The organism is Pseudoalteromonas sp. J2K-J031, from assembly GCF_058197095.2.
The window spans coordinates 2958287-2980622 of record NZ_CM200279.1; the positions used below are offsets into that span (position 1 = coordinate 2958287).

The 22336-nt window shown below is 40.0% G+C and carries 17 protein-coding genes and 1 pseudogene; 9 read left to right on the top strand and 9 right to left on the bottom strand.

Translation table 11 applies throughout. The features are described 5' to 3' along the window. Positions 1 to 125: 125 nt before the first annotated feature. Together guaA and guaB are read right to left on the bottom strand one after the other, a co-directional pair. Positions 126 to 1703 carry a glutamine-hydrolyzing GMP synthase gene (guaA, locus tag AC3KZC_RS13380; RefSeq protein ID WP_490578798.1) on the bottom strand — a complete coding sequence of 526 codons (1578 nt, stop codon included), beginning with the start codon at positions 1701 to 1703 and terminating at the stop codon, positions 126 to 128. Between the two features lie 122 nt (positions 1704 to 1825). Then, positions 1826 to 3295 carry an IMP dehydrogenase gene (gene guaB, locus AC3KZC_RS13385; protein WP_490578797.1) on the bottom strand — a complete coding sequence of 490 codons (1470 nt, stop codon included), beginning with the start codon at positions 3293 to 3295 and terminating at the stop codon, positions 1826 to 1828. A 138-nt stretch (positions 3296 to 3433) separates the two neighbouring features. On the opposite strand from guaB, the gene xseA reads away from it, so the two are divergent. After that, positions 3434 to 4783, top strand: coding sequence for an exodeoxyribonuclease VII large subunit (xseA, locus tag AC3KZC_RS13390; protein ID WP_490578796.1), 1350 nt, complete (start codon positions 3434 to 3436; stop codon positions 4781 to 4783). A gap of 9 nt (positions 4784 to 4792) precedes the next feature. On the opposite strand, the gene AC3KZC_RS13395 is transcribed toward xseA, so the two are convergent. Next, a complete protein-coding gene (locus tag AC3KZC_RS13395) occupies positions 4793 to 5113 on the bottom strand; it encodes a hypothetical protein (RefSeq protein ID WP_490578795.1) in 321 nt (106 codons plus the stop codon). 348 nt (positions 5114 to 5461) lie between these two features. On the opposite strand from AC3KZC_RS13395, the gene gbpA reads away from it, so the two are divergent. Next, on the top strand, positions 5462 to 6931 hold the full coding sequence (gbpA, locus tag AC3KZC_RS13400; RefSeq protein WP_490578794.1) for an N-acetylglucosamine-binding protein GbpA: 1470 nt from the start codon (positions 5462 to 5464) through the stop codon (positions 6929 to 6931). Positions 6932 to 7071: 140 nt separating this feature from the next. Here gbpA and recA read toward each other — a convergent pair whose 3' ends face one another. Next, entirely contained in the window at positions 7072 to 8133 is a 1062-nt protein-coding gene (gene recA, locus AC3KZC_RS13405) for a recombinase RecA (protein ID WP_490578793.1), read from the bottom strand. Between the two features lie 66 nt (positions 8134 to 8199). Next, the gene (locus AC3KZC_RS13410; RefSeq protein ID WP_490578792.1) at positions 8200 to 8691 is read right to left on the bottom strand and encodes a CinA family protein; all 492 of its coding nucleotides are present in this window, start codon (positions 8689 to 8691) and stop codon (positions 8200 to 8202) included. Positions 8692 to 8717: 26 nt separating this feature from the next. Between AC3KZC_RS13410 and mutS the strand changes: the two genes are divergently transcribed. The 5 genes from mutS to AC3KZC_RS13435 all read left to right on the top strand — a co-directional run bounded on the left by mutS (position 8718) and on the right by AC3KZC_RS13435 (position 15948). After that, complete coding sequence (gene mutS / locus AC3KZC_RS13415) at positions 8718 to 11297, top strand: DNA mismatch repair protein MutS (RefSeq protein WP_490578791.1); 2580 nt, start codon at positions 8718 to 8720, stop codon at positions 11295 to 11297. Positions 11298 to 11772: 475 nt separating this feature from the next. After that, complete coding sequence (locus AC3KZC_RS13420) at positions 11773 to 12135, top strand: PilZ domain-containing protein (protein WP_490578790.1); 363 nt, start codon at positions 11773 to 11775, stop codon at positions 12133 to 12135. Positions 12136 to 12291: 156 nt separating this feature from the next. Then, the gene (locus AC3KZC_RS13425; protein ID WP_490578878.1) at positions 12292 to 12888 is read left to right on the top strand and encodes an XTP/dITP diphosphatase; all 597 of its coding nucleotides are present in this window, start codon (positions 12292 to 12294) and stop codon (positions 12886 to 12888) included. Then, positions 12885 to 14021 (top strand): radical SAM family heme chaperone HemW, encoded by a 1137-nt coding sequence (gene hemW / locus AC3KZC_RS13430; RefSeq protein ID WP_490578789.1) that lies wholly within the window; start codon positions 12885 to 12887, stop codon positions 14019 to 14021. Before AC3KZC_RS13425 ends, hemW begins: the two co-directional genes overlap by 4 nt. Before the next feature lie 91 nt (positions 14022 to 14112). Continuing rightward, positions 14113 to 15948: a DUF885 domain-containing protein gene (locus AC3KZC_RS13435; RefSeq protein ID WP_490578788.1), complete on the top strand. Its 1836-nt coding sequence runs from the start codon at positions 14113 to 14115 to the stop codon at positions 15946 to 15948. A gap of 292 nt (positions 15949 to 16240) precedes the next feature. Here the strand turns inward: AC3KZC_RS13435 and AC3KZC_RS13440 are convergent, their stop codons facing one another. The 3 genes from AC3KZC_RS13440 to AC3KZC_RS13450 are packed head-to-tail and all read right to left on the bottom strand — an operon-like array spanning position 16241 to position 18209. After that, positions 16241 to 17074, bottom strand: a complete 834-nt coding sequence (locus tag AC3KZC_RS13440; protein ID WP_490578787.1) for an RNA polymerase subunit sigma-24 — start codon at positions 17072 to 17074, stop codon at positions 16241 to 16243. A 60-nt stretch (positions 17075 to 17134) separates the two neighbouring features. Then, positions 17135 to 17851 carry an SIMPL domain-containing protein gene (locus tag AC3KZC_RS13445; RefSeq protein WP_490578786.1) on the bottom strand — a complete coding sequence of 239 codons (717 nt, stop codon included), beginning with the start codon at positions 17849 to 17851 and terminating at the stop codon, positions 17135 to 17137. Between the two features lie 19 nt (positions 17852 to 17870). Next, entirely contained in the window at positions 17871 to 18209 is a 339-nt protein-coding gene (locus tag AC3KZC_RS13450; RefSeq protein ID WP_490578785.1) for a hypothetical protein, read from the bottom strand. A gap of 174 nt (positions 18210 to 18383) precedes the next feature. Here AC3KZC_RS13450 and AC3KZC_RS13455 point away from each other — a divergent pair, with 174 nt between their 5' ends. Then, positions 18384 to 21053, top strand: coding sequence for a bifunctional acetate--CoA ligase family protein/GNAT family N-acetyltransferase (locus AC3KZC_RS13455; RefSeq protein WP_490578784.1), 2670 nt, complete (start codon positions 18384 to 18386; stop codon positions 21051 to 21053). A 59-nt stretch (positions 21054 to 21112) separates the two neighbouring features. Further along, complete coding sequence (locus AC3KZC_RS13460; RefSeq protein ID WP_490578783.1) at positions 21113 to 22063, top strand: ion transporter; 951 nt, start codon at positions 21113 to 21115, stop codon at positions 22061 to 22063. A gap of 39 nt (positions 22064 to 22102) precedes the next feature. Here the strand turns inward: AC3KZC_RS13460 and AC3KZC_RS13465 are convergent. Beyond that, positions 22103 to 22240, bottom strand: a pseudogene (locus AC3KZC_RS13465) (hypothetical protein); the annotation flags it as partial. Between the last annotated feature and the right edge of the window lie 96 nt (positions 22241 to 22336).

Genomic DNA, 22336 nt, shown 5'->3' on the forward strand with positions numbered 1-22336 from the left:
GACTAATTGAAAATTCGAAAATCAGTAGCTGTTATATTTATTATTCACAACTCTGTATTTAAAACAAAAAAACAGCAAATTACTTTGCTGTTTTTTTATTATAAAAACATGATATTAGCCAGTTTTTATTCCCATTCGATCGTTGCCGGTGGCTTACCCGAAATGTCATAAACAACGCGAGAAATACCATCAATTTCATTAATAATACGGTTTGATACTAAACCTAAGAAATCATAAGGTAAATGTGACCAACGTGCTGTCATAAAATCTATGGTTTCAACGCAGCGCAGTGATACAACCCAGTCGTACTTACGCGCATCGCCCATAACACCAACCGATTTTACAGGTAAGAACACAGTGAAAGCTTGGCTCACTTTATTGTACAAATCTGCTTTATGCAGCTCCTCAATGAAGATAGCATCTGCGCGACGTAACAAATCACAGTATTCTTTTTTGATTTCGCCTAAAACACGCACACCAAGGCCTGGGCCTGGGAATGGATGACGATAAAGCATGTCGTATGGTAAACCTAACTCTAAACCAATTTTACGCACTTCATCTTTAAACAATTCACGTAATGGCTCAACTAAGCCCATTTCCATATCGTCAGGTAAACCACCTACGTTATGATGCGACTTAATCACATGCGCTTTACCAGTTGCTGATGCAGCAGATTCAATCACATCAGGATAGATAGTGCCTTGACCTAACCATTTAGCATTTTTAAGCTTTTTAGATTCGGCATCAAAAATATCAATAAATGTATGACCAATTGCTTTACGTTTCGCTTCCGGATCCGACAATCCTGCTAAGTCTGCTAAAAACTGCTCTTCGGCATCCACTTTGATAATATTCAAACCAAAATGATCACCGAACATATCCATTACTTGCTGACCTTCATTTAAACGAAGTAATCCGTTGTCAACAAATACACAAGTTAGTTTTTCACCAATTGCACGGTGTAATAACATGGCTACTACAGACGAATCGACACCACCTGACAAGCCTAAAATAACATCATCATCACCGACTTTTTCTTTAATGCGCTCAATTGCATCTTCAATAATAGTGGCTGGAGTCCATAATTTTTCACAACCACAAATATCAACAACAAAACGCTCTAATAAACGCTGACCTTGTTGTGTATGTGTTACTTCTGGATGAAATTGCACGCCATAAAAACGCTTTGCTTCATCAGCCATAGCTGCATGGGGACAGGTTTCTGTTTGCGCTGTTGTAGTAAAGCTTGCAGGGATTTCAATGACTTTATCGCCATGACTCATCCACACATCTAATACACCTTGGCCGTTATCAATAACGTGGTCTTCAATAGCATCAAATAACTTACAATTGCCCAACTTAGCGACTTTTGCATAACCAAACTCTCGTTTGTCAGAGCTTTGAACTAAGCCACCTAATTGCATTGCCATGGTTTGCATACCGTAACAAATGCCAAGTACAGGCACACCTGCATTAAAGACATATTCAGGCGCACGTGGGCTATTGTCTTCGGTTGTTGACTCTGGGCCACCGGATAAAATAATGCCGTCTGGCGCAAAATCGCGAATTTGCTCTTCTGTCACATCCCATGCCCAAAGCTCACAGTAAACGCCAATTTCGCGGATACGACGGGCAATTAACTGAGTATATTGCGAACCAAAATCTAAAATAAGAACGCGTGAATCGTGGATATTTTTACTCATGAGGGTCTCGTTCGTCATAAACTAATTACAGGTCAGTAAAGCAACTTGCGCTACAAGCTCTCTACTAAGAATAAATAAGGGCTAGCCGATGCTAGCCCAAAAACTTACTTATTTTTCAAGAATTAACCTAAACGGTAGTTAGGTGCTTCTTTAGTGATTTGTACATCATGTACATGAGATTCGCCCATACCAGCAGATGTCACACGAACAAACTGTGGTTTAACATTAAGTTCTGCGATAGTCGCACAACCTGTTAAACCCATTGCACTGCGTAAACCACCGACTTGTTGATGAATAATGGTCGCAATTGGGCCTTTATAAGCAACACGACCTTCAATACCTTCAGGTACTAATTTTTCAACTTGATTTGAGTTTTGGAAGTAACGATCTGATGAACCTTCTTTTTGATTCATTGCGCCAAGCGAGCCCATTCCACGGTATGATTTGTAATAACGGCCTTGGTAAAGTTCAACTTCGCCTGGTGACTCTTCAGTGCCAGCAAGCATTGAGCCGACCATGACACAAGACGCACCAGCAACCAGTGCTTTTACAATATCACCCGAAAAACGAATTCCACCGTCAGCAATCACTGGAATATCACGGCCTTTTAAGCCTTCAACCGCATCCGATATCGCTGTCAATTGTGGCACACCACAACCCGTTACAATACGTGTAGTACAAATTGAACCTGGGCCAATTCCGACTTTAACCGCATCAACACCAGCATCGGCAAGTGCAATTGCACCCTCTGCTGTTGCTACGTTACCGGCGACGATTTGTAAGTTAGGGTAAGCTTTACGCGTTTCAATTACACGGTTAAGCACACCTTGTGAATGACCATGTGAAGTATCAATTAACAATACATCCACACCCGCTTCGACTAACGCAGCAATACGCTCATCAGTACCAGCGCCAACACCAACGGCGGCACCTACACGTAAACGACCTTGATCGTCTTTACACGCGTTCGGTTTATCTTGCGCTTTTTGGTAATCCTTAACTGTGATCATGCCTTTTAATTTAAACTCATCATCAACTACTAGGATTTTTTCAATGCGGTGTTCATGCATTAATCCCAAAATCACATCACGTTCAGTGCCTTCTTTAACAGTCACTAAATCTGATTTTTTGGTCATCACAGTTGAAACAGGTTGCTCTAATTTAGTTTCAAAGCGCATATCACGACTAGTCACAATACCCACTAAGGTATTATTTTCATCAGTAACAGGAAAACCTGAGAAACCTTTTGCTTCAGCCAAGGCTAAAGTATCGGCAATCGTTAAGTTAGCAGTAACAGTTACAGGGAAAGACACAATACCCGCTTCGTATGTTTTTACTTTACGAACGTTATTGGCTTGCTCTTCGATAGTCATGTTTTTGTGAATAAAACCTAAACCACCCTCTTGCGCTAAAGCAATAGCTAAGCGAGCTTCAGTTACTGTATCCATAGATGCAGAAACCAAGGGTAAATTTAACTTTATTCCACGAGTTAAACGAGTTGAAATATTTGCCGTGTGTGGCAAAACAGTAGAATGAGCCGGTACTAAAAGTACGTCGTCAAAGGTTAGAGCTTCTTTAGCGATCCTAAGCATTATGCAACATCTCACGAGTGAAAGTGAATATAGGGAGTTGCGGTCAAATTTTATCAGCAGATCCCCATTGAGTAAACATAAATTGAAAAAATATGTGTTAAAGTAACGTTGTTGTATTAATTTAACAGATCAGAAAACATGTTTGAGACTAAAAAATCACCCTCCATTTACAGCGTATCTCGTTTAAATAAAGAGATACGTCAACTACTTGAACGCAATTTTGCCTCAATTACGATCACAGGTGAGATTTCAAATTTTGTTAGCCCTAGTTCTGGTCATTGGTATTTTACGGTTAAAGATGATCACGCTCAAATCCGCGCAGCCATGTGGCGCGGAAATAACCAAACGATGCGCTTTAAACCAAAAAGTGGCGATCAGGTTCAAATGCAAGCGCGAATTTCGTTGTATGAGCCTCGTGGCGATTATCAATTAATAGTAGAACAAATGGAGCCTGCCGGCGAAGGGGCATTAAAGTTAGAATTTGAAGCTTTAAAAATGCAATTAGCTAGTGAAGGATTATTTAGTACGAGTCACAAAAAGCCTTTGCCCGACATCATCAATAAAGTAGGTATTATTACCTCTGCGACAGGTGCTGCGATAAAAGATATTTTAACTGTGTTACAAAGGCGTGCTCCACAACTTGAAATAATAATATATCCTGCGCAAGTACAAGGTAATACCGCACACCTACAGCTGATAGAAAAAATCAACCTCGCCAATCGCCGTAAAGAAGTAGATGTTATTATTTTAGGCCGAGGAGGTGGCTCTTTAGAAGATCTGTGGTGTTTTAATCACGAAGCGCTAGCACGGACTATTTTTGCCAGTCAACTTCCTATAGTCAGTGCAGTAGGACATGAAATAGATGTCACTATTAGTGATTATGTGGCAGATCTTCGCGCTGCAACGCCTTCTGCAGCAGCTGAATTAGTAAGTCCAAACCAAGCGCAATTACTCTCAGATATTACACAAAAAAAACAGGCACTTTTTAATGCATTTAAGCATTATATCGCCATACAACATCGTAATGCGGCCACCATAAAGCATCGGCTTTCATTGTGTCACCCACAATCTCAACTTCAACAAAAAGGACAACGCTTAGATGAATTAAGCATGAGTTTAGACAATGCAATAAAACAAAAATTACTAAGCGCTCAAAAGTCATGTTCTAGTTTAAACAATCGTTTAATGCTTCGCTCACCAAATCTAAAGCTACAACAGTCACAGCATCAACTTAATAAATTAAAAACCAAGCTAGAAACGCAATTTCAACAGCAACTTAAACAAGCTTCAAACCAGCTTGCAATCTTGGCTGCTCGCTTAAACTCTGCCAGCCCTTTGACTGTATTATCGCGTGGTTACAGCATAACAAAAAATGAAGATGGCCAGATTATTAATTCAATAGCACAAATTAAGCCTAATTCTAGAATAACAACTACTTTAGTTGATGGGGATTTTACAGCAAAAATACATGAGATTAATTCAAAATAAACCTCTGAATTATTTACATAAAGTAAGCATTAGCGAAATTGAATTATTGTTTATTCCCCCTATCATTTCATTGTTAGCCAGTGCAAAAATAAAATCTTCTATTAGAGTACAATTAATTTCATCATTGCACTCTAAAAAAGCTGCCCAATCACTTAAGTCTTCATCTGTAATTTTCTGATTTAAATATAAATTGAGCACATCGCATAACATACCTTTATCAACTAAAAGCTCATTTTCTTTACTTAAACGCTCGAAATGTCCAAGTTCACAAAATGCTTCTTCGGCATTATCAAATAAGACTATTTTCATTAATAACGTTTTTCGTTCCATTAATATGCCTTAAGAATGTTTGAAAATATAATTTGCGGATTTTATGATTAAAATGTAAAAGCGAGTATTCACATCAATTCAAAATAGCTGTTATTAAAAGCACTTATCCAATTAAATTCAATTTTTTTATAAAAAATATAAGTATGCCCTCTTCAACCATCCTTTTATATTATTGTGATGCTGAATCCTTCAGTGTTACCATTTTAGCCACAGTTACAAACTGTTATCTATTGCGACTTAACACTTAACCCGTTCAATTTCCGACCAAGAAAAATGACAGCGCTGTTTTATATGTTGGCAATAGAATAATACCTATCACGTGTCTTTTGTTATTGAAAAAGGAAAACAATGAAAAAGCTTAGCAAACTCTTTTTAGCTATGGCGCCATTAGCTACTTTAATGTCACTGCCATTTGCCCAAACCGCTCAAGCACATGGCTATATTAGCAAACCCGAATCTCGTGGTTATTTATGTCGACTGACACAAAATACAAATTGTGGCAATGTCGTTTATGAACCGCAAAGTTTAGAAGGGCCAGATCGCTTTCCAGAAACAGGCCCTGCTGATGGCAAGATTGCAAGTGCCGGACACAGTGCATTTAGCCAATTAGACAGCCAAACGATCAGTCGCTGGACTAAACGCAATATCAAGTCAGGGCCAAATGAATTTAGCTGGACATTTACCGCGAATCATTCAACTCGTGATTGGCGCTACTTCATCACCAAAACAACATGGGATCCAAATACTCCGCTCACCCGCGATCAATTTGAAGCTGTCCCTTTTTGTGAATATTCTGGTCATTACAAACAACCGCCACGTCAGGTAACGCATTTATGTAATGTACCTGCAGATCGTAATGGATATCATATTGTATTGGGCGTATGGGATGTGGGCGATACGGGCATGAGTTTTTACAACGTTGTTGATTTAATGATTGATAATGGCGATACCAGTAGTGTCTATTGGCAAGATGTGGGCGATATTTTGGCAGGTCGTGATTTAACAGCTGGTTCAAGTATTAAAACTCGCGTTTTTGGTAGTGATTCAAAAGACTTACCTTCTCTACAAACGGTACTTGAGATTGATACGGTCGAAGCGGGTCTTCGTGAAAATTGGCCTTTAGCTTTAGCGCAAAAAATTAATGCATCACAATCTTGGATCCAAGCTGGCCAGTTAGATGAAAACAATAAAGTGCAAGCAATGGCTGGACGCAATGAAATTTTTGCTCAAAGTAATTCAGGCATAAGTTCTGTTGAACTTGAATTTGTAGAAGCCCCTCTACCAAAACCAGACTTTAATGTATCGGGCCTATCGCATAGCTATGAAATAAATGACTCTGCGATTGAATTTGATTTTTCAATCGACATCAGCGAAAAAGCAACCATCACAGCAACATTAAATAAAAACTATAGCAGTGTGATAACCCAAACATTTAATGTTGAAGCTGGTTTATCAGAACTCAATATGCTGTATTCTAATGCACAAACTGGACACTATAATTTAGTAATTAGTTATCTTGCAGAAAATGGTACAACGGATCAAAAAACCCATCACCTTAATATTGTTGCAGCTGATGATGGCAGCGATCCGGATCCAATTGATCCAGTCGAGCCGCCTAAAACCAATGCAGATTTTGTATTCCCAGAGAGCTTAAGCAGTTACAAAGCAGGTACTACAGTACTGCAACCTAAAAATGGTAAGGTCTATCAATGTAAACCTTGGCCATATAATGGTTACTGTGTACAGTGGTCTAAAGGATCGAATCAATATGAGCCTGGCGTAGGTTTATACTGGACTATGGCGTGGATTGAACAATAAATAACACGTTATACTAACCAACCATCATTAAAAGTGTCTTGTTATTTATAACAAGACACTTTTACGATATCAGTAACACAATATAAAAAGCCCTTTATAGAGATTCTATAAAGGGCTTTTCTATGATGATGTATTAGAGTTTAAAAATCTTCTTCAACACTACTTTCAGCTTCTGCTGCTAAGCTTGCAACGCCATCTTCTGGCTTTATTGTTGCTTTTAATAACAGCATATCGCGTAGTTTCTTTTCAATTTCATCGGCTATTGCTGGGTTTTCTTTTAGAAATTTAATTGAATTTGCTTTACCTTGGCCGACTTTATTACCTTGATAGCTGTACCATGCACCGGCTTTTTCAACAAATTTATGCTGAACGCCCAAATCAATTAACTCACCATGCTTAGAGATACCTTCGCCATACATAATAATAAATTCAGCTTGTTTAAATGGTGGCGCCACTTTGTTTTTAACAATTTTAACACGTGTTTCATTACCAACCACTTCATCGCCCTCTTTAACAGAGCCGGTACGACGAATATCAATACGAACAGACGCATAAAACTTCAGTGCATTACCACCTGTAGTTGTTTCTGGGTTACCAAACATTACACCAATTTTCATACGAATTTGGTTGATAAAAATAACTAAAGTATTTGAACGTTTGATATTGCCCGTTAACTTACGCAATGCTTGTGACATTAAACGTGCTTGCAAGCCAACATGGTGATCACCCATATCGCCTTCAATTTCAGCCTTAGGTGTTAACGCTGCAACCGAGTCAATGATAACTACATCAACAGCACTTGAGCGTACTAACATGTCACAAATTTCAAGCGCTTGCTCACCCGTATCAGGTTGTGAAACAAGTAAATCTTTAATGTTAACCCCGAGCTTTTCAGCATAAACAGGGTCAAGCGCATGCTCTGCATCGATAAAGGCACATGTTTTACCTTTTTTCTGTGCTTCAGCAATAACTTGTAATGTTAATGTTGTTTTACCAGACGATTCAGGACCAAAAATCTCAACAATACGACCAGCAGGTAAGCCACCTATACCTAGCGCAATATCAATACCCAGTGAGCCTGTTGAAATAGATTCAATATCGAGCGCTTGGCTATCGCCTAGCTTCATGATTGAACCTTTACCAAATTGACGCTCAATTTGAGACAGTGCCGCGCTTAATGCTTTTTCTTTATTATCGTTCATTTTTGACTCTCCGAACCTGTGTAATAAACCGATTATACTGTATAGATTAACAGTATCAAGCCTAATTTAGTTTTTTATTATCTCAATTGATTTTTTTAAAGCAAATACAATAGCTTGAACTCTAACCTCAGAGCGAGAACCATTAAAAATACGTTTCAAGCTTTGAGTTTTGTCGCCTAATGTTATTGCAAACCACACTGTACCCACCGGTTTATCAGTGCTGCCGCCCCCAGGTCCTGCAATACCTGAAACACTAATCGCAAGTTGCGCATTTGCAGCTAAAGCGGCACCTTGCGCCATTTCAATTACTGTTTGCTCACTCACCGCGCCAAAGTTTGCCAATGTAGTGGCGCAAACACCTAAAAGTGCCTGTTTGGCTTCATTACTGTATGTAACAAAACATCGGTCAATATAACGTGAACTCCCTGCCGTATCTGTTAAAGCATAACTAATCCCACCACCTGTACATGATTCAGCAGTAGTGATCCAAATGCCTTTATCCGCTAATATAGCGCCTAATTCTGCAGCAAGCTGACTGATCTCTTGTTGTAATTCCATATTAAGCCTTGGGTAATTAAGTTTTTATGCCATTAGATCTGTTTTCTGAACATACTATAAGTCAACAAACACCTATGATGCAGCAATATTTACGAATAAAAGCTGAGCATCGCGAGATCCTTTTGTTTTACCGCATGGGTGATTTTTACGAGTTATTTTTTGACGATGCTAAACGTGCAGCCCAATTGCTCGATATTTCACAAACTCACAGAGGCCGAGCCGGTGGCGCACCAATTCCAATGGCAGGCGTGCCGTATCATGCGGTAGAAAACTACCTTGCCCGCTTAGTACAAATGGGAGAGTCCGTTGCGATTTGTGAGCAAATTGGCGATCCTGCAACCAGCAAAGGACCTGTTGAACGCAAAGTTGTCAGAATTATTACTCCAGGTACAATTTCTGATGAAGCTTTATTAAAAGAGCGCCAAGATAATTTACTGACAGCTATTTATTTAGCTAAAGAAGGGACGTTTGGTATTGCCTATCTTGATATCAACTCCGGGCGCTTTTACTTAACTCAAGCAAATACTGAAGAAAGCTGCCATTCAATACTGCAACGCATTCAACCCGCTGAATTACTGTATCCCGAAAACTTTAGCGCAATGCACCTAATTTCAAGCTATAAAGGAAGCCGTCGTCGACCTGAGTGGGAGTTTGACTTAAATACCGCGACTACTATTTTGTGTCAGCAATTCGAAACCAAGGATTTAATCGGTTTTGGCGTACAAGATGCCCACGAAGCATTAATTGCAGCAGGTTGCTTATTACAATATGTAAAAGACACTCAGCGAATTGCTTTACCGCACATCAACGCAATTGCATTAGAGCAAAATGAACTTCACGTTATATTAGATGCTGCAACGAGAAAAAATCTTGAGCTAACGATTAACTTGTCGGGAGATGTTGATAATACATTAGCTCAAGTGCTTGATAAAACAGCGACGCCAATGGGTTCTCGGTTGCTAAAGCGTCGCTTACATACACCTACTCGCGATCATAAAGAACTCAATGCACGTTTAGATGCCGTGAGCGAAATTATTAATAACGGTTTATTTAGTGACTTTTATGAAGTACTAAAACACATTGGCGATATTGAGCGCATTATTGCGCGTTTAGCACTAAGAAGCGCCCGCCCTCGCGATCTTTCACGCTTACGTAATGCATTACAGCAACTACATTTAGTTCAAGATTTACTTAGTCATACTTCAAGCTCTCGATTAACTAATATAAAACGCGCTTGCGCAACAATGCCAGACATTCAATCATTACTTGAGCATGCAATTATTGATAACCCTCCTGTACTTATTCGCGATGGAGGAGTTATTGCTTCTGGCTATAATACAGAACTTGATGAGTGGCGCGCTCTAAGCCAAGGCGCAACAGATGTGGTCGATGCCCTTGAAGCCAAAGAACGCGAGCGCACCGGTATTGCGACTTTAAAAATTGGTTATAATCGAGTACATGGTTTTTATATTGAAGTCAGTCGGGCTTATGCCGACCAAGTACCACCTGAATACATTCGTCGCCAAACATTAAAAAATAATGAGCGTTATATTATTCCTGAATTAAAAGAGCATGAAGATAAGGTGCTTGGCAGCCAATCAAAAGCGCTAGCACTTGAAAAGCAGCTTTATGAAAATTTATTTGATCAACTTCTCCCGCATTTAAAACAATTTCAGCAACTGGCAGCAAGTTTAAGTGAACTTGATGTAATTAATAACTTTGCAGAAAGAGCCGAAACATTACAATATTGCCGCCCAACTCTGTTTGATAATCAAGATATTACGATTGTTGAAGGTCGCCACCCAGTTGTTGAGCATGTGATGAGTGAACCGTTTATTGCCAACCCAACTCATCTTGCTCCGGCACGTAAAATGCTGATTATTACCGGCCCTAATATGGGTGGTAAATCAACTTATATGCGCCAGACTGCACTCATTGTCTTATTGGCACACGTCGGCTGCTTTGTCCCTGCGAGCCAAGCAAGTATCGGACTCGTCGACCGTATTTTCACCCGAATTGGCGCAAGTGATGATTTGGCTTCAGGACGCTCGACTTTTATGGTTGAAATGACAGAAACAGCCAATATCCTTAATAATGCAACTCAGCATTCATTAGTTTTAATGGATGAAATTGGTCGCGGCACTAGCACCTATGATGGCTTATCATTAGCTTGGGCAACTGCGGAGTATCTTGCACATAAGATTTCAGCCAAAACACTCTTTGCTACTCACTACTTTGAATTAACTGAATTGGCCGAACAAGTGCCTGGATTAGTTAACGTTCATTTAGACGCTATTGAGCATAACGATACCATTGCGTTTAAACATACGGTATTGGATGGACCTGCCAGTAAAAGCTTTGGTTTACAAGTTGCAGCCTTAGCGGGTGTACCAAAAAGCGTTATTAAACAAGCAAAACAGAAACTAAAACTGCTCGAACAACATCAATTACTTAATAACTCAGGTCAACTTGATTTGTTAGCGCAAGCCCCCATTAATCCACCTGAAATATCAGAAGTTGAAACCCAACTAGCAGCTATTAATCCTGATGATCTAACCCCCAAAGAAGCATTGGCGTTACTGTACCGGTTAAAGGAGCTCGTTTAGTTCATCTTAGTTCTGGATTAGAGGTTTAACAACGCATTGAATTAAAAGAAAATCTCAACGTTATTATCTCTAGCGTGATATTTTTAAAGCTAATAAAGCGAATTAGCGTGTCAATAGCTGGCCTAGTGCAAATTAATCCACACTGTTAGTACTTAAAATAGCTGCCTGAGAGTGATTTAGCATCCACTAACGGGGTTTGTTAGCTTATCAGACAGACCCGTTCTGATTTTTGGTAAATTAGAGTTGCTCTGGTAGTTACCGCAAACAAGAAAAAAGCCGCTTTGGCGGCATTTTTTATCATCTCATATTGGTATACACCATCAAGAACCAGTTGTTTTAATTAAAAAAACATTTCGTTTAAGTGTTAAATCGCAAATTACTGCTATTCTCTATTTAACGACTTTGCTTACACGCTTATTTAAAAATAAGCTAAGTAATTGCTTTAAAAATATTTATTAAAAATTAAGAGTTAAAAATGGAAGATAGACGTCGCTTTACTCGCATTATTTTTTCAACCCCTGCATTTTTATCAAATATGGGGATTGTTTGGTCTTGCACTTTAATTGATTTAGCACTTAAAGGTGCGCTGGTTGAAAAACCGGATAATTGGAAAGATGGTGAAGTTAAACATATCTTATTGTCGTTTAAACTCGCAGGTAGTGATATTGAAATAACAATGAACATGTCGGTTAGCCATGAAGCAGAAAAGCATTTAGGTTTGTTATGTGAGCAAATCGATATCGACAGTGCCACTCACCTTAAACGACTCATTGAACTCAATGTCGGCGATGATGCATTATTAAATCGTGATTTTGAAAACTTACTGCACCCAGAGTAGCGTGAACCTCTGGCGTTATTCGTTTCCAAAAAGAATTTAGCAACCCACTTAAGTGGCACGCGTTAATTGAACAATAACGATAAAAGCGAGTCTATGACTGGCTTTTTTTATGTCATTACGTATGATCACCCTCTTAGTCAGATCAGAGACCTTATCATGCAAAAAATCGTTCTTGCGACTTCCAACAAAGGTAAAGTAGCCGAATTAGCCTCCATGCTTGACACGCTCAAGATTAATGTCGTCGCTCAAAGTGAATTTAATGTCAGTGAAGTGGCCGAAACAGGCACCACTTTTATTGAAAATGCCATTATTAAAGCCCGCCACGCAGCAAAAGAAACCGGGCTTGCTGCAATTGCGGATGATTCAGGCTTAGAAGTGGATGCTTTAAAAGGCGCACCAGGTATTTATTCCGCTCGTTTTGCAGGTGAACATGCAACTGACAAAGACAATATCATCAAATTACTTCACGAACTCAAAGATGTCCCAAATGAACTGCGCACTGCAAGGTTTTGGTGTGTATTGGTATTAATGCGCCATGCAGATGACCCGACACCTTTGGTATGCCAAGCAAGCTGGGAAGGTATCATTACCAAACAACCTAGTGGGGAGGCTGGGTTTGGTTACGACCCAGTATTTTATATACCAACTCTTGGTATTACTTCGGCTGAACTATCAAAAGATCAAAAAAATGCTATAAGCCATCGCGGTCAAGCCTTACAAGTATTGTTACAACAACTTAAGGCTAAAAAGTGATTTTACCTCCTCTTAGCTTGTATGTGCATATTCCTTGGTGTGTGCAAAAATGTCCTTATTGCGACTTTAATAGCCATGGTCAAAAAGGGGAAATCCCACAAGAAGACTATATAGCACATTTACTCGCTGATTTACGTCAAGACCTGCACTATACCCAAGGGCGAAAATTACACTCTATTTTTATTGGCGGTGGTACACCAAGCCTAATGAGTGAGCACTCGATTAGTGCATTATTACAAGGAATTGAAGCGCTTATTCCTTTTAATGAACACATTGAAATAACGCTAGAGGCCAACCCCGGTACGGTTGAAGCTGGCCGTTTTCAAGGTTACGTTAAAGCTGGTGTTAATCGTATTTCAATTGGCGTGCAAAGCATGCAAAACGACAAACTCAAAGCTCTTGGTCGCATTCATGATGCCAATGAAGCCATAAAAGCGGCTGAACAAGCGCACCTTGCGGGTTTAAACAGCTTTAACCTTGATTTAATGCATGGATTACCAGGCCAAAGTATTGAAGATGCACTCTCTGATTTAACACAAATTATCGCCTTAAATCCCAAACACATTTCATGGTATCAGCTCACCATTGAGCCTAATACGCAATTTCATTCTAAACCGCCCGTTTTACCTGAAGACGATATTCTATGGGATATTCAAGAGCAAGGTCATGCAATTTTAGAAGCTGCGGGTTACGAGCAATATGAAGTGTCGGGTTACAGCAAGGCCGGATATCAGTGCCAGCACAACCTTAACTATTGGCGTTTTGGTGATTATTTAGGCATTGGTTGTGGTGCACATGGCAAAATTACGCTGCCAGCACAAAACAAACTTATTCGTACCGAAAAAGTTAAACATCCAAAAGGATATATGGATGATGCTCAGCCGTATTTGTATAAACAGTGGCAAGTAGAACAAAGCGACTTATCGTTTGAATTTTTTATGAATCGGCTTCGCTTACACGAAAGCTGTGCAAAAACAGCCTTTAGTGACTTAACAGGTTTACCTATTTCACAGTTAGAAGGTGCTTTTGATAAAGCCATTGAGCAAGGATTATTGCAACAAAACGCAGAAGTTTGGCAAGTGACCGCAAAAGGACGCCGCTATCTCAATGACTTGTTAGAATTGTTCGTCTAGCATAAAGTAAAAATTTTGTTACAAACGAACACTTAAGGCCTTAAGCCAAATACCATAGAATCCATTATCAAAACTCAAAAGGTGATAGAAGATGCGTAAAATGACACTCTTAGCAGCAACAATTAGTGCTGTGCTTTTAGCCGGTTGCCAACAAACGCCAAACGCACAAAGCACCCCTGCAACAGAGCAAGTTCAAGTTGTAGCCAGCGAAGTCGCTAAAGCCAATGCGCTTTTCGAAGACTCGTTTATGCGTGGTGTAATGCGCAGCCCAGTTTATCAAACCTACATGGGCATTAAACAAGATTACGATAAATGGGATGATGGCTCAGAAGCGCGTACTCTTGAAGATCTTGAATTAACAAAGAAAGATTTAGCAACGTTACTTACAATCAACCGCGCAGCGCTTGATGCAAGCACTCAAACAAGCTATGACCTTTTTAAGCAAAGCCTTGAAAACACCATTGCTGATTTTAAATGGCGCTACCACAGCTATCCTGTAAATCAAATGTATGGAACTCACTCAATGGTGCCAGCATTTTTAATTAACCAACATCAAATCAGTAATGTTTCAGAAGCTAAAGCCTATATTTCACGTTTAAATGGCGTACCTGCGGTTTTTGAACAGCTTGAAAAAGACCTCGAGATCCGTGCACAAAAAGGCATTATTGCCCCTAAATTTGTATTTCCACATGTGATTGATTCAAGCAAAAACATCATCAAAGGCGCTCCGTTTGAACAAGGCGAAGATTCAACGTTACTGGCTGACTTTACGCGTAAAGTAAATGCACTTGAAATCGCGCAAACCGAAAAAGATGCATTAATTAAAGAAGCTAACGAAAGTTTAAAAACAGCTATCAAGCCGGCTTACAGCAAACTTATTAGCTACATAGAGCAACTGGCAAAACGCGCTGATGACCGTGACGGAGCATGGAAATTTCCAGAAGGTGAAGCGTTTTATAACAATGCACTTGCCCGCACAACAACAACTGACTTAACTGCAAAAGAAATTCACAGCATCGGCCTTGCTGAAGTGGCACGTATTCACGATGAAATGCGTACCATCAAAGATAAAGTAGGCTTTAAAGGCGATTTACAAGCCTTTATGCAGTTTATGAAAACTGACAAGCAATTTTACTACCCTAATACCCCAGAAGGTAAACAAGCTTACCTAGATGAAGCGGTTAAAGTAATTGATGATATGAAAGCGCGTTTAGACGAGTTATTTATCACCAAACCAAAAGCCGATTTACAAGTAAAAGCAGTTGAAGCCTTCCGTGAAAAAGCAGCTGGCAAAGCATTTTACCAACAACCAGCACCCGATGGCTCTCGCCCTGGTATTTACTACGCAAACTTGTATGCAATGGACGCTATGCCAACGTATCAGTTAGAAGCGCTAGCGTATCATGAAGGTGTGCCGGGACATCATATGCAAATAGCGATTGCACAAGAGCTTGAAAGTATTCCAAAATTCCGTAAGTTCGGTGGCTACACCGCGTATGTTGAAGGCTGGGGTTTATACTCAGAATTAGTACCAAAAGAAATGGGACTATATGCTGATCCGTATTCAGACTTTGGCCGCCTTGCGATGGAGTTATGGCGTGCATGTCGTTTAGTGGTTGATACTGGGATCCACGCAATGCAATGGACTCGCCAAGAAGGTATTGATTACTACGTTAATAATACACCAAACGCCACCTCTGATGGCGTAAAAATGGTTGAACGCCACGTCGTTATGCCTTCACAAGCAACAGCCTACAAAATTGGGATGTTAAAAATTCAAGAGCTTCGTGAGCATGCAAAAAAACAACTAGGTGACAAGTTCGACATTCGTCAATTCCACGATGTAGTCCTTAAAAATGGCCCTCTGCCATTAAACGTTCTTGAAAACTACGTAGAAGAATACATTGCTTCGGCGAGTAAAGCGTAATTTAAGGTAAAAATAGCAAACGCTATAAATAAAAAACCAGTCATGAAAATGACTGGTTTTTTATTATTTTTAAATAAGAAATCACGCCACATTTCCCCATAAAATCACATCGTAATCTTTTGTAATACCAATCACGATAAGTAAGTGATCAAAAATAGCGTAGGAAAAACGCTTGAGAACAAGGCAGATTTTTTCGATAAGTAGTTATTCTACAATCAAAAAATCTAACGAAATTATCGAGTGTTTTAACAAGCTGGGGTGATCAGTTATTTATTACGATTGGTATAATTGGCTAGAGCAAAGCCAAACCTTTGTCTGTTAGCTGACACTGATGCAAATGATAGAACTCAATATCCTGATGTAAAATACATTCATCCGTATCAATACTAATAATAGTGCGCATTTGTTCAACTAAACACCAAAAACTCAAGTCTCCCATAAAGGCCACTTCTTCTTGATTTTGATTTGCGCCAAAAAGCTGAGCCAGAGAAAGCGGGCCATTTGCCAGCGCCTCAATAATTTGCCATTGAGTGCGGTTATAACCATTATTAAGACGTTTTTCTTCTAAGTACCGCAACATGGCAGGTTTAAGGTTAGGCCAATATTTAAAATCAAGCGCTAAAGTACGCTCTAGCATATCAAGTGAGGTAACTAAGCCTAACCACACTTGCTCAGCTAACTGAAAAAACGCTGCGCTTGGGCTAAAGCGGCTTTGATAATGGTTAATCACTTCTGCGGCCGTTAAATCTTGTGGTGGCAAGTATTCAGGCAACATGACTATATTCAGTTGCTCTATTGCACGACCACTATCACGATACCAAGCTAAAAACTGCAAGCCAATCAACGCATCAAACAACTCAGGTGTAAGCCAAAGTGTCATTGGCTCGTTACTGGACCAGTAAGTCAGAACCTCATCACGTTTGGTGAACTTTGCTTGCACCGTTTTTAAATCGATACAAAAATATTCAGCTAAAAAATAACTACGAGTATTACTGATAGCAGCTAACTCGGTATGAGCCGAAATGTGGCCTTCATGCAATGCATCTTGCCAGGCTTGAAATTGCCCTAAAATACCAATGCGCTTTAAATACACATTTGCACTATCACCATTGGTAATATGAAGCATAAAAATTCATCCTTTAATTTTTAATCAATGAGGAGGTTCGCATGCGTTTTAACTTTTCAATCAATCTGATAAGTAATATTCGACCGTTGAAACTACGCGCACATTTTTAATTTGTGGTGTATTTGAATCACGATCTTCGATAGTAAATTGCCCTTGTCGAGCTGATTTTATTTTACCCAGCTGTGATTTTGAATCACTGGCAAACTTTTCGGCCACTTCACGAGCTTGCTCTGTTGCGGTTTGGATCATTTGAGGTTTAAGCTCATTTAAACCAGTAAATAAATACTGGATACGGCTTTCATAATTTTGCCCTGCTATCGCAATGTCTTGCTTAGCCAGCTCACTAATTTGCGCCAAAGCATTATCAACTTTTTCAATATCATGGCTATAAACGGTTAACGTTGAGCGAACAATATAACGGAACTGACCAGCTTGATTGGCGCTGTACTGATCGGCCAATTTATCAATAATAGCTGGAGCGGTTACAGAAATATCGCCATCTTCAAAGCCATGCAGTTTTAAATAAGCCAGCACAGCCTGATTTTTAGCTTGAATTTGCTCAACTAAAGGGGCTAGCTTATTGCCTGTATCGCTAAATTGAATAGGCCAGATAATGGTATCGGCTGCCACTTCTTGCTCGGCTAACCCTTTAACTAACACACTACGCTCCATTGCTTTGAAGGCCAATAAGCCATCTTTTAACACATAACCTAATCCTATTAGGCCAAGCGCCAAACAGCCACCTAAGATAGCGCTACTGATTGTTTTGGGTGTCATCTTAAATCCTTATTTCCAATTAACTTGCTTGTACCGACAGCACTTTTACATCTTGATCAAAACGGACTGTGATATTGGTTAAATCTGTCGGCACTTCGATAAAATCACCTTGTTTTACACAATGCACTTGCTCATCTAACGTCACAACGCCCACGCCCGTTAATACATAAATTCGCTCAGTGTGTGCGGTATTAATCACCAGTTCTGCGGATTTATTGATAAACATCAAGTGCTCTGTCGACATTTGCTGCGATCCTAAAGGATGAACCGATACCTTTGCTGATTGCCCATGTGGGATCATTTGTTTGAAATCGAAGTGGCCTGCACTCAAGGCGGCACACATAAACATTAAGGTCATTCGAATTGCCTTTTATTTTGAGTCAATTACGCAGTAAGGCTGTTGATAATAAACAAAGTTAGTTAACTAACCTAGCCTTTTAGCGTAATCTCAATCTAAAATTGAGACTTTAAAAGCGTTCGGTCTTAAATTGTTTCAATATCAAGTAATTGAAAGCTAAATTGAGGGATTAACATGAGTATCAAGCGGATCAGCCAGTTTTTTAACCCCAGCTCAGTCGCAGTCATTGGCGCATCGAATCAAGCCAATCGCTCTGGATTTGTGGTGATGCGCAATTTACTCCAAGGTGGATTTAATGGGCCAATAATGCCCGTTACACCTAAATACAAAGCTGTGCATGGTGTTCTTGCCTATCCAACCATTGCCGCCTTGCCTCAAATTCCAGATCTTGCCATTTTATGCACGAATAAACATCTTTCAATTAACTTGATAAAAGAGCTTGGCGAAAAAGGCTGTAAGCATGCAATTTTAATCGCTTCAGGCTTTAAAACTGAACAAAAGCAAGCCCTAATCGCAGCAGCGAAAGAATATGGTGTAAGCTTACTCGGCCCTAATTGCTTAGGTTTATTAATTCCAAGTATTGGTTTAAATGCAAGCTTTTCACATACCATCGCCAGCCCTGGAAAATTAGCGTTTATTTCTCAATCGGCTGCAGTGTGCTCCACCATTTTAGATTGGGCACAAAACAAAGGCATTGGCTTTTCATACTTTGTCTCGATGGGCGATTGCTGCGATTTAGACTTTCATGAGTTGATTGATTTTTTAGGCCGAGATCCTAAAACTCAAGCCATTTTGCTCTATATCGATAACATCGCCAATGCGCGCAGTTTTATCTCCGCAGCGCGAGCTGCAGCGGTAAATAAACCCATCATTGCCATCAAAACGGGTAAAACACCTCTAGGTGCGGCGGCCGCAACCTTACATACGGGCGGTCAAACCAGTGCTGATGCCGTTTACGACGCCATGTTTCAACGTGCGGGTATGCTACGGGTAAATGATTTACGTGAACTGTTTGCTGCCACACAAACCTTAGCCCTTCACCCTAAATTATTGAAAAAAGAACATTTATGTATTTTGACCAATGGCGGTGGGCCTGGGGTGATGGCCGTTGATACCCTTATTCAAAGCTCTGGTCGTTTGGTCAAACTCAGCGATGATACAATCGCTAAGCTTAATAAAGTCATGCCGCAAGAGGACATGGCGTCAAATCCAGTTGATATTTTTGGTGACTCCGATCCTGCTCGCTATCAAAAAACCTTGGAGATTTTATTAAAAGCCCCTGAAGTTGATAACCTACTGATTTTACATAGCCCTTCAGCGCTGGCACCCAGTGAAGAGTACGCAAAAATAATTGTTGAGGCTGTGAATGCCCTACCAAAAATGCAACGTCCTTATGTACTAACTAACTTTATGGGCGAAGATGCAGCTTTTTCAGCTCGAAAAGCGTGTAATCTAGGTGGGATCCCGACGTATCGCACACCTGAAGGCGCCGTAGGTGCATTTATGCACCTAGTGCAATATCGCCGAAATCAAAAGCATTTAACCCAAACTCCTGAGTCGCTACCACAATCGTATAGCGTTGATAGTAAAACGGTTAAACAGCAAATAAACCAACACATTGCAGATAAACAAACTTATCTATCGACTTATCAAACACGCCCAATTTTAGATTTTTATGGCATTGATGTCATTCAAACCGAAGTGGCACTTACCCCTTCTGAAGCCAAAGAACAAGCGCAAGCATTAGGCTTTCCCATTGCATTAAAACTGATTAGCCCCAGCATCCCCTCTAAATCGGATGTCGGTGGCGTGGTATTAAATTTAAACGATGGGGATGAAGTAGAACAAACCGCATTTTCGATGCTGCTGCGAATAAAACAAACTTACCCAGATGCGATTATTGAAGGATTTTCGATTCAAAAAATGGCACCTCGTGCTGGCGCACAAGAGCTGCGCATCGCTATTAAAACAGATCCTTGTTTTGGCCCAGTCATTTTACTAGGAGAATCCGGCACAGGCTTAAGTTTTGCCCAAGCGGCTGTCGCATTGCCACCACTGAACATGAACTTAGCTAAATACCTTATTGCCGCTGCGCACGATAAAGGCTTTATTAAAGATAAACATTTACCCGATAAAATCGATAAATACACCTTATGTGCTTTACTCACTCGTGTGAGCCAACTAGTCGTTGATCAACCTAATATTGAGTCACTCGAACTCAATCCTGTATTGGCAATTGATGGGCAGTTTTTAGTACTTGATGCCATGATGCAAGTAAAAAAATACCAAAGCACGACGCGATCTAAACGATTATGTATTCGCCCTTACCCGAAAGAGCTTGAACAAGTCATTACTTTAAAAGATGGATCAAGTGCCGTATTACGGCCAATAAAACCTGAAGATGAAGCCGCCCATCGTGAATTTGATTTATCGTTAACCAAAGAAGATAGATACAAACGATTTTTTGGTGAGCTCCCCGATTTTAGCCATGAGCAACTGGCTAAAATGACCCAAATAGATTACGACCGTGAAATGGCGTTTATCGTGTCGCAAGAGACCCCACAAGGCCCTAAAACCTTAGGTGTATCACGCGTATTAATGGATCCTGATAATTTAGAAGCTGAGTTTGCCATTGTGATCCGCTCCGATTTAAAAGGGCTAGGGTTAGGTCGAATTTTGATGCAAAGCGCGATTGACCATTGTAAAAAGCATGATGTAGCTTGTATTGCAGGTATTACCTTACCTGAAAATACAGGTATGATTGCGCTGGCAAAAAAGCTCGGCTTTACCATCAAGCGTGATTTTGAAGAAGGAACAGTTAGCATGCAATTGCGCTTACGTTAAAAATGCTTACGTCCGTTAAAAATATAGGCTAATTTTTTCACTCTCTAAAAGGCAAAATTGTGCGTCCAACTCGATTAGTACTCGCTGAAATTTTAGAAGGCTCTGGCAGAAATATAAATAAAGGCCGCTGGCTTGATGCTATTTTGGTGCTGATCATCAGCATTAATATTGTGGCGATTGTACTTGAGTCAGTGCAATCTATTGCGCTGCAATATGCAACCTTATTTTGGTGGATTGAGGCTGTTTCTGTTGCTATTTTTACTGTCGAATACGTTACTCGTGTCTGGGTCAGTGTCGACTTAGAGCAATATGAAAATAGCACTGACAGCCCTACGCTTATCCGCATCAAATACATTTTCAGCCCACTGGCTTTAATTGACCTGATTGCTATTTTACCTTTCTACCTCACCTTATTTATTAATGTCGATTTGCGTTTTTTAAGAGCATTAAGGCTGCTACGAATATTTAAACTCACGCGTTATTCCCGAGCTATGCAGTTGTTATTGCAATCATTTAAAGAAGAAAGTAATTCACTCTTAGCGGCTTTTTTTATTATGGCGGTAATTTTAATTTTGGCTTCATGCGGTATTTATTTACTCGAGCACGATATCCAACCCGATAAATTTGGCTCCATCCCAGCAGCCATGTGGTGGGCAATGGCGACACTTACGACTGTTGGATATGGCGATGTAGTCCCCATTACCCCGCTTGGTAAAATATTTGGCGGTGTCATTACAGTTTTAAGTATGGGAATGGTAGCTATCCCAACGGGGCTGCTCGCATCGAGTTTTTCAGAACAAATTCGTAAACGCCGCACACTCTTTGCAGATGAAGTACACGCTAGCTTAGCGCATGGAAAGCTCACAAAAACCGAGCTAATTCGACTAGAAGAACTAAGACTCAATTTAGGCTTAAGTAAGCTAGAAGCAAATGCAGCAATTCGCCAACAACTCAATACGCTACATCATTTAGTTTATTGCCCACATTGTGGTGAAAAGCTAGCAAATTAATACGTAAAAGGGGCGTTGCCCCTTTAAAATTGCGCTGTATTAGCGTTTAAAGCCTAGACCCCAATCAACATTGAATAGCTTTTCGACTTCAGTCTTTGGTACAGGTTTTGAAAAAAGATAGCCTTGTAAATAATCACAACCCAGCATTTGCAAAAACTCTGCTTGCTCTTTCGTTTCAACCCCTTCAACTCAATACGCTACATCATTTAGTTTATTGCCCACATTGTGGTGAAAAGCTAGCAAATTAATACGTAAAAGGGGCGTTGCCCCTTT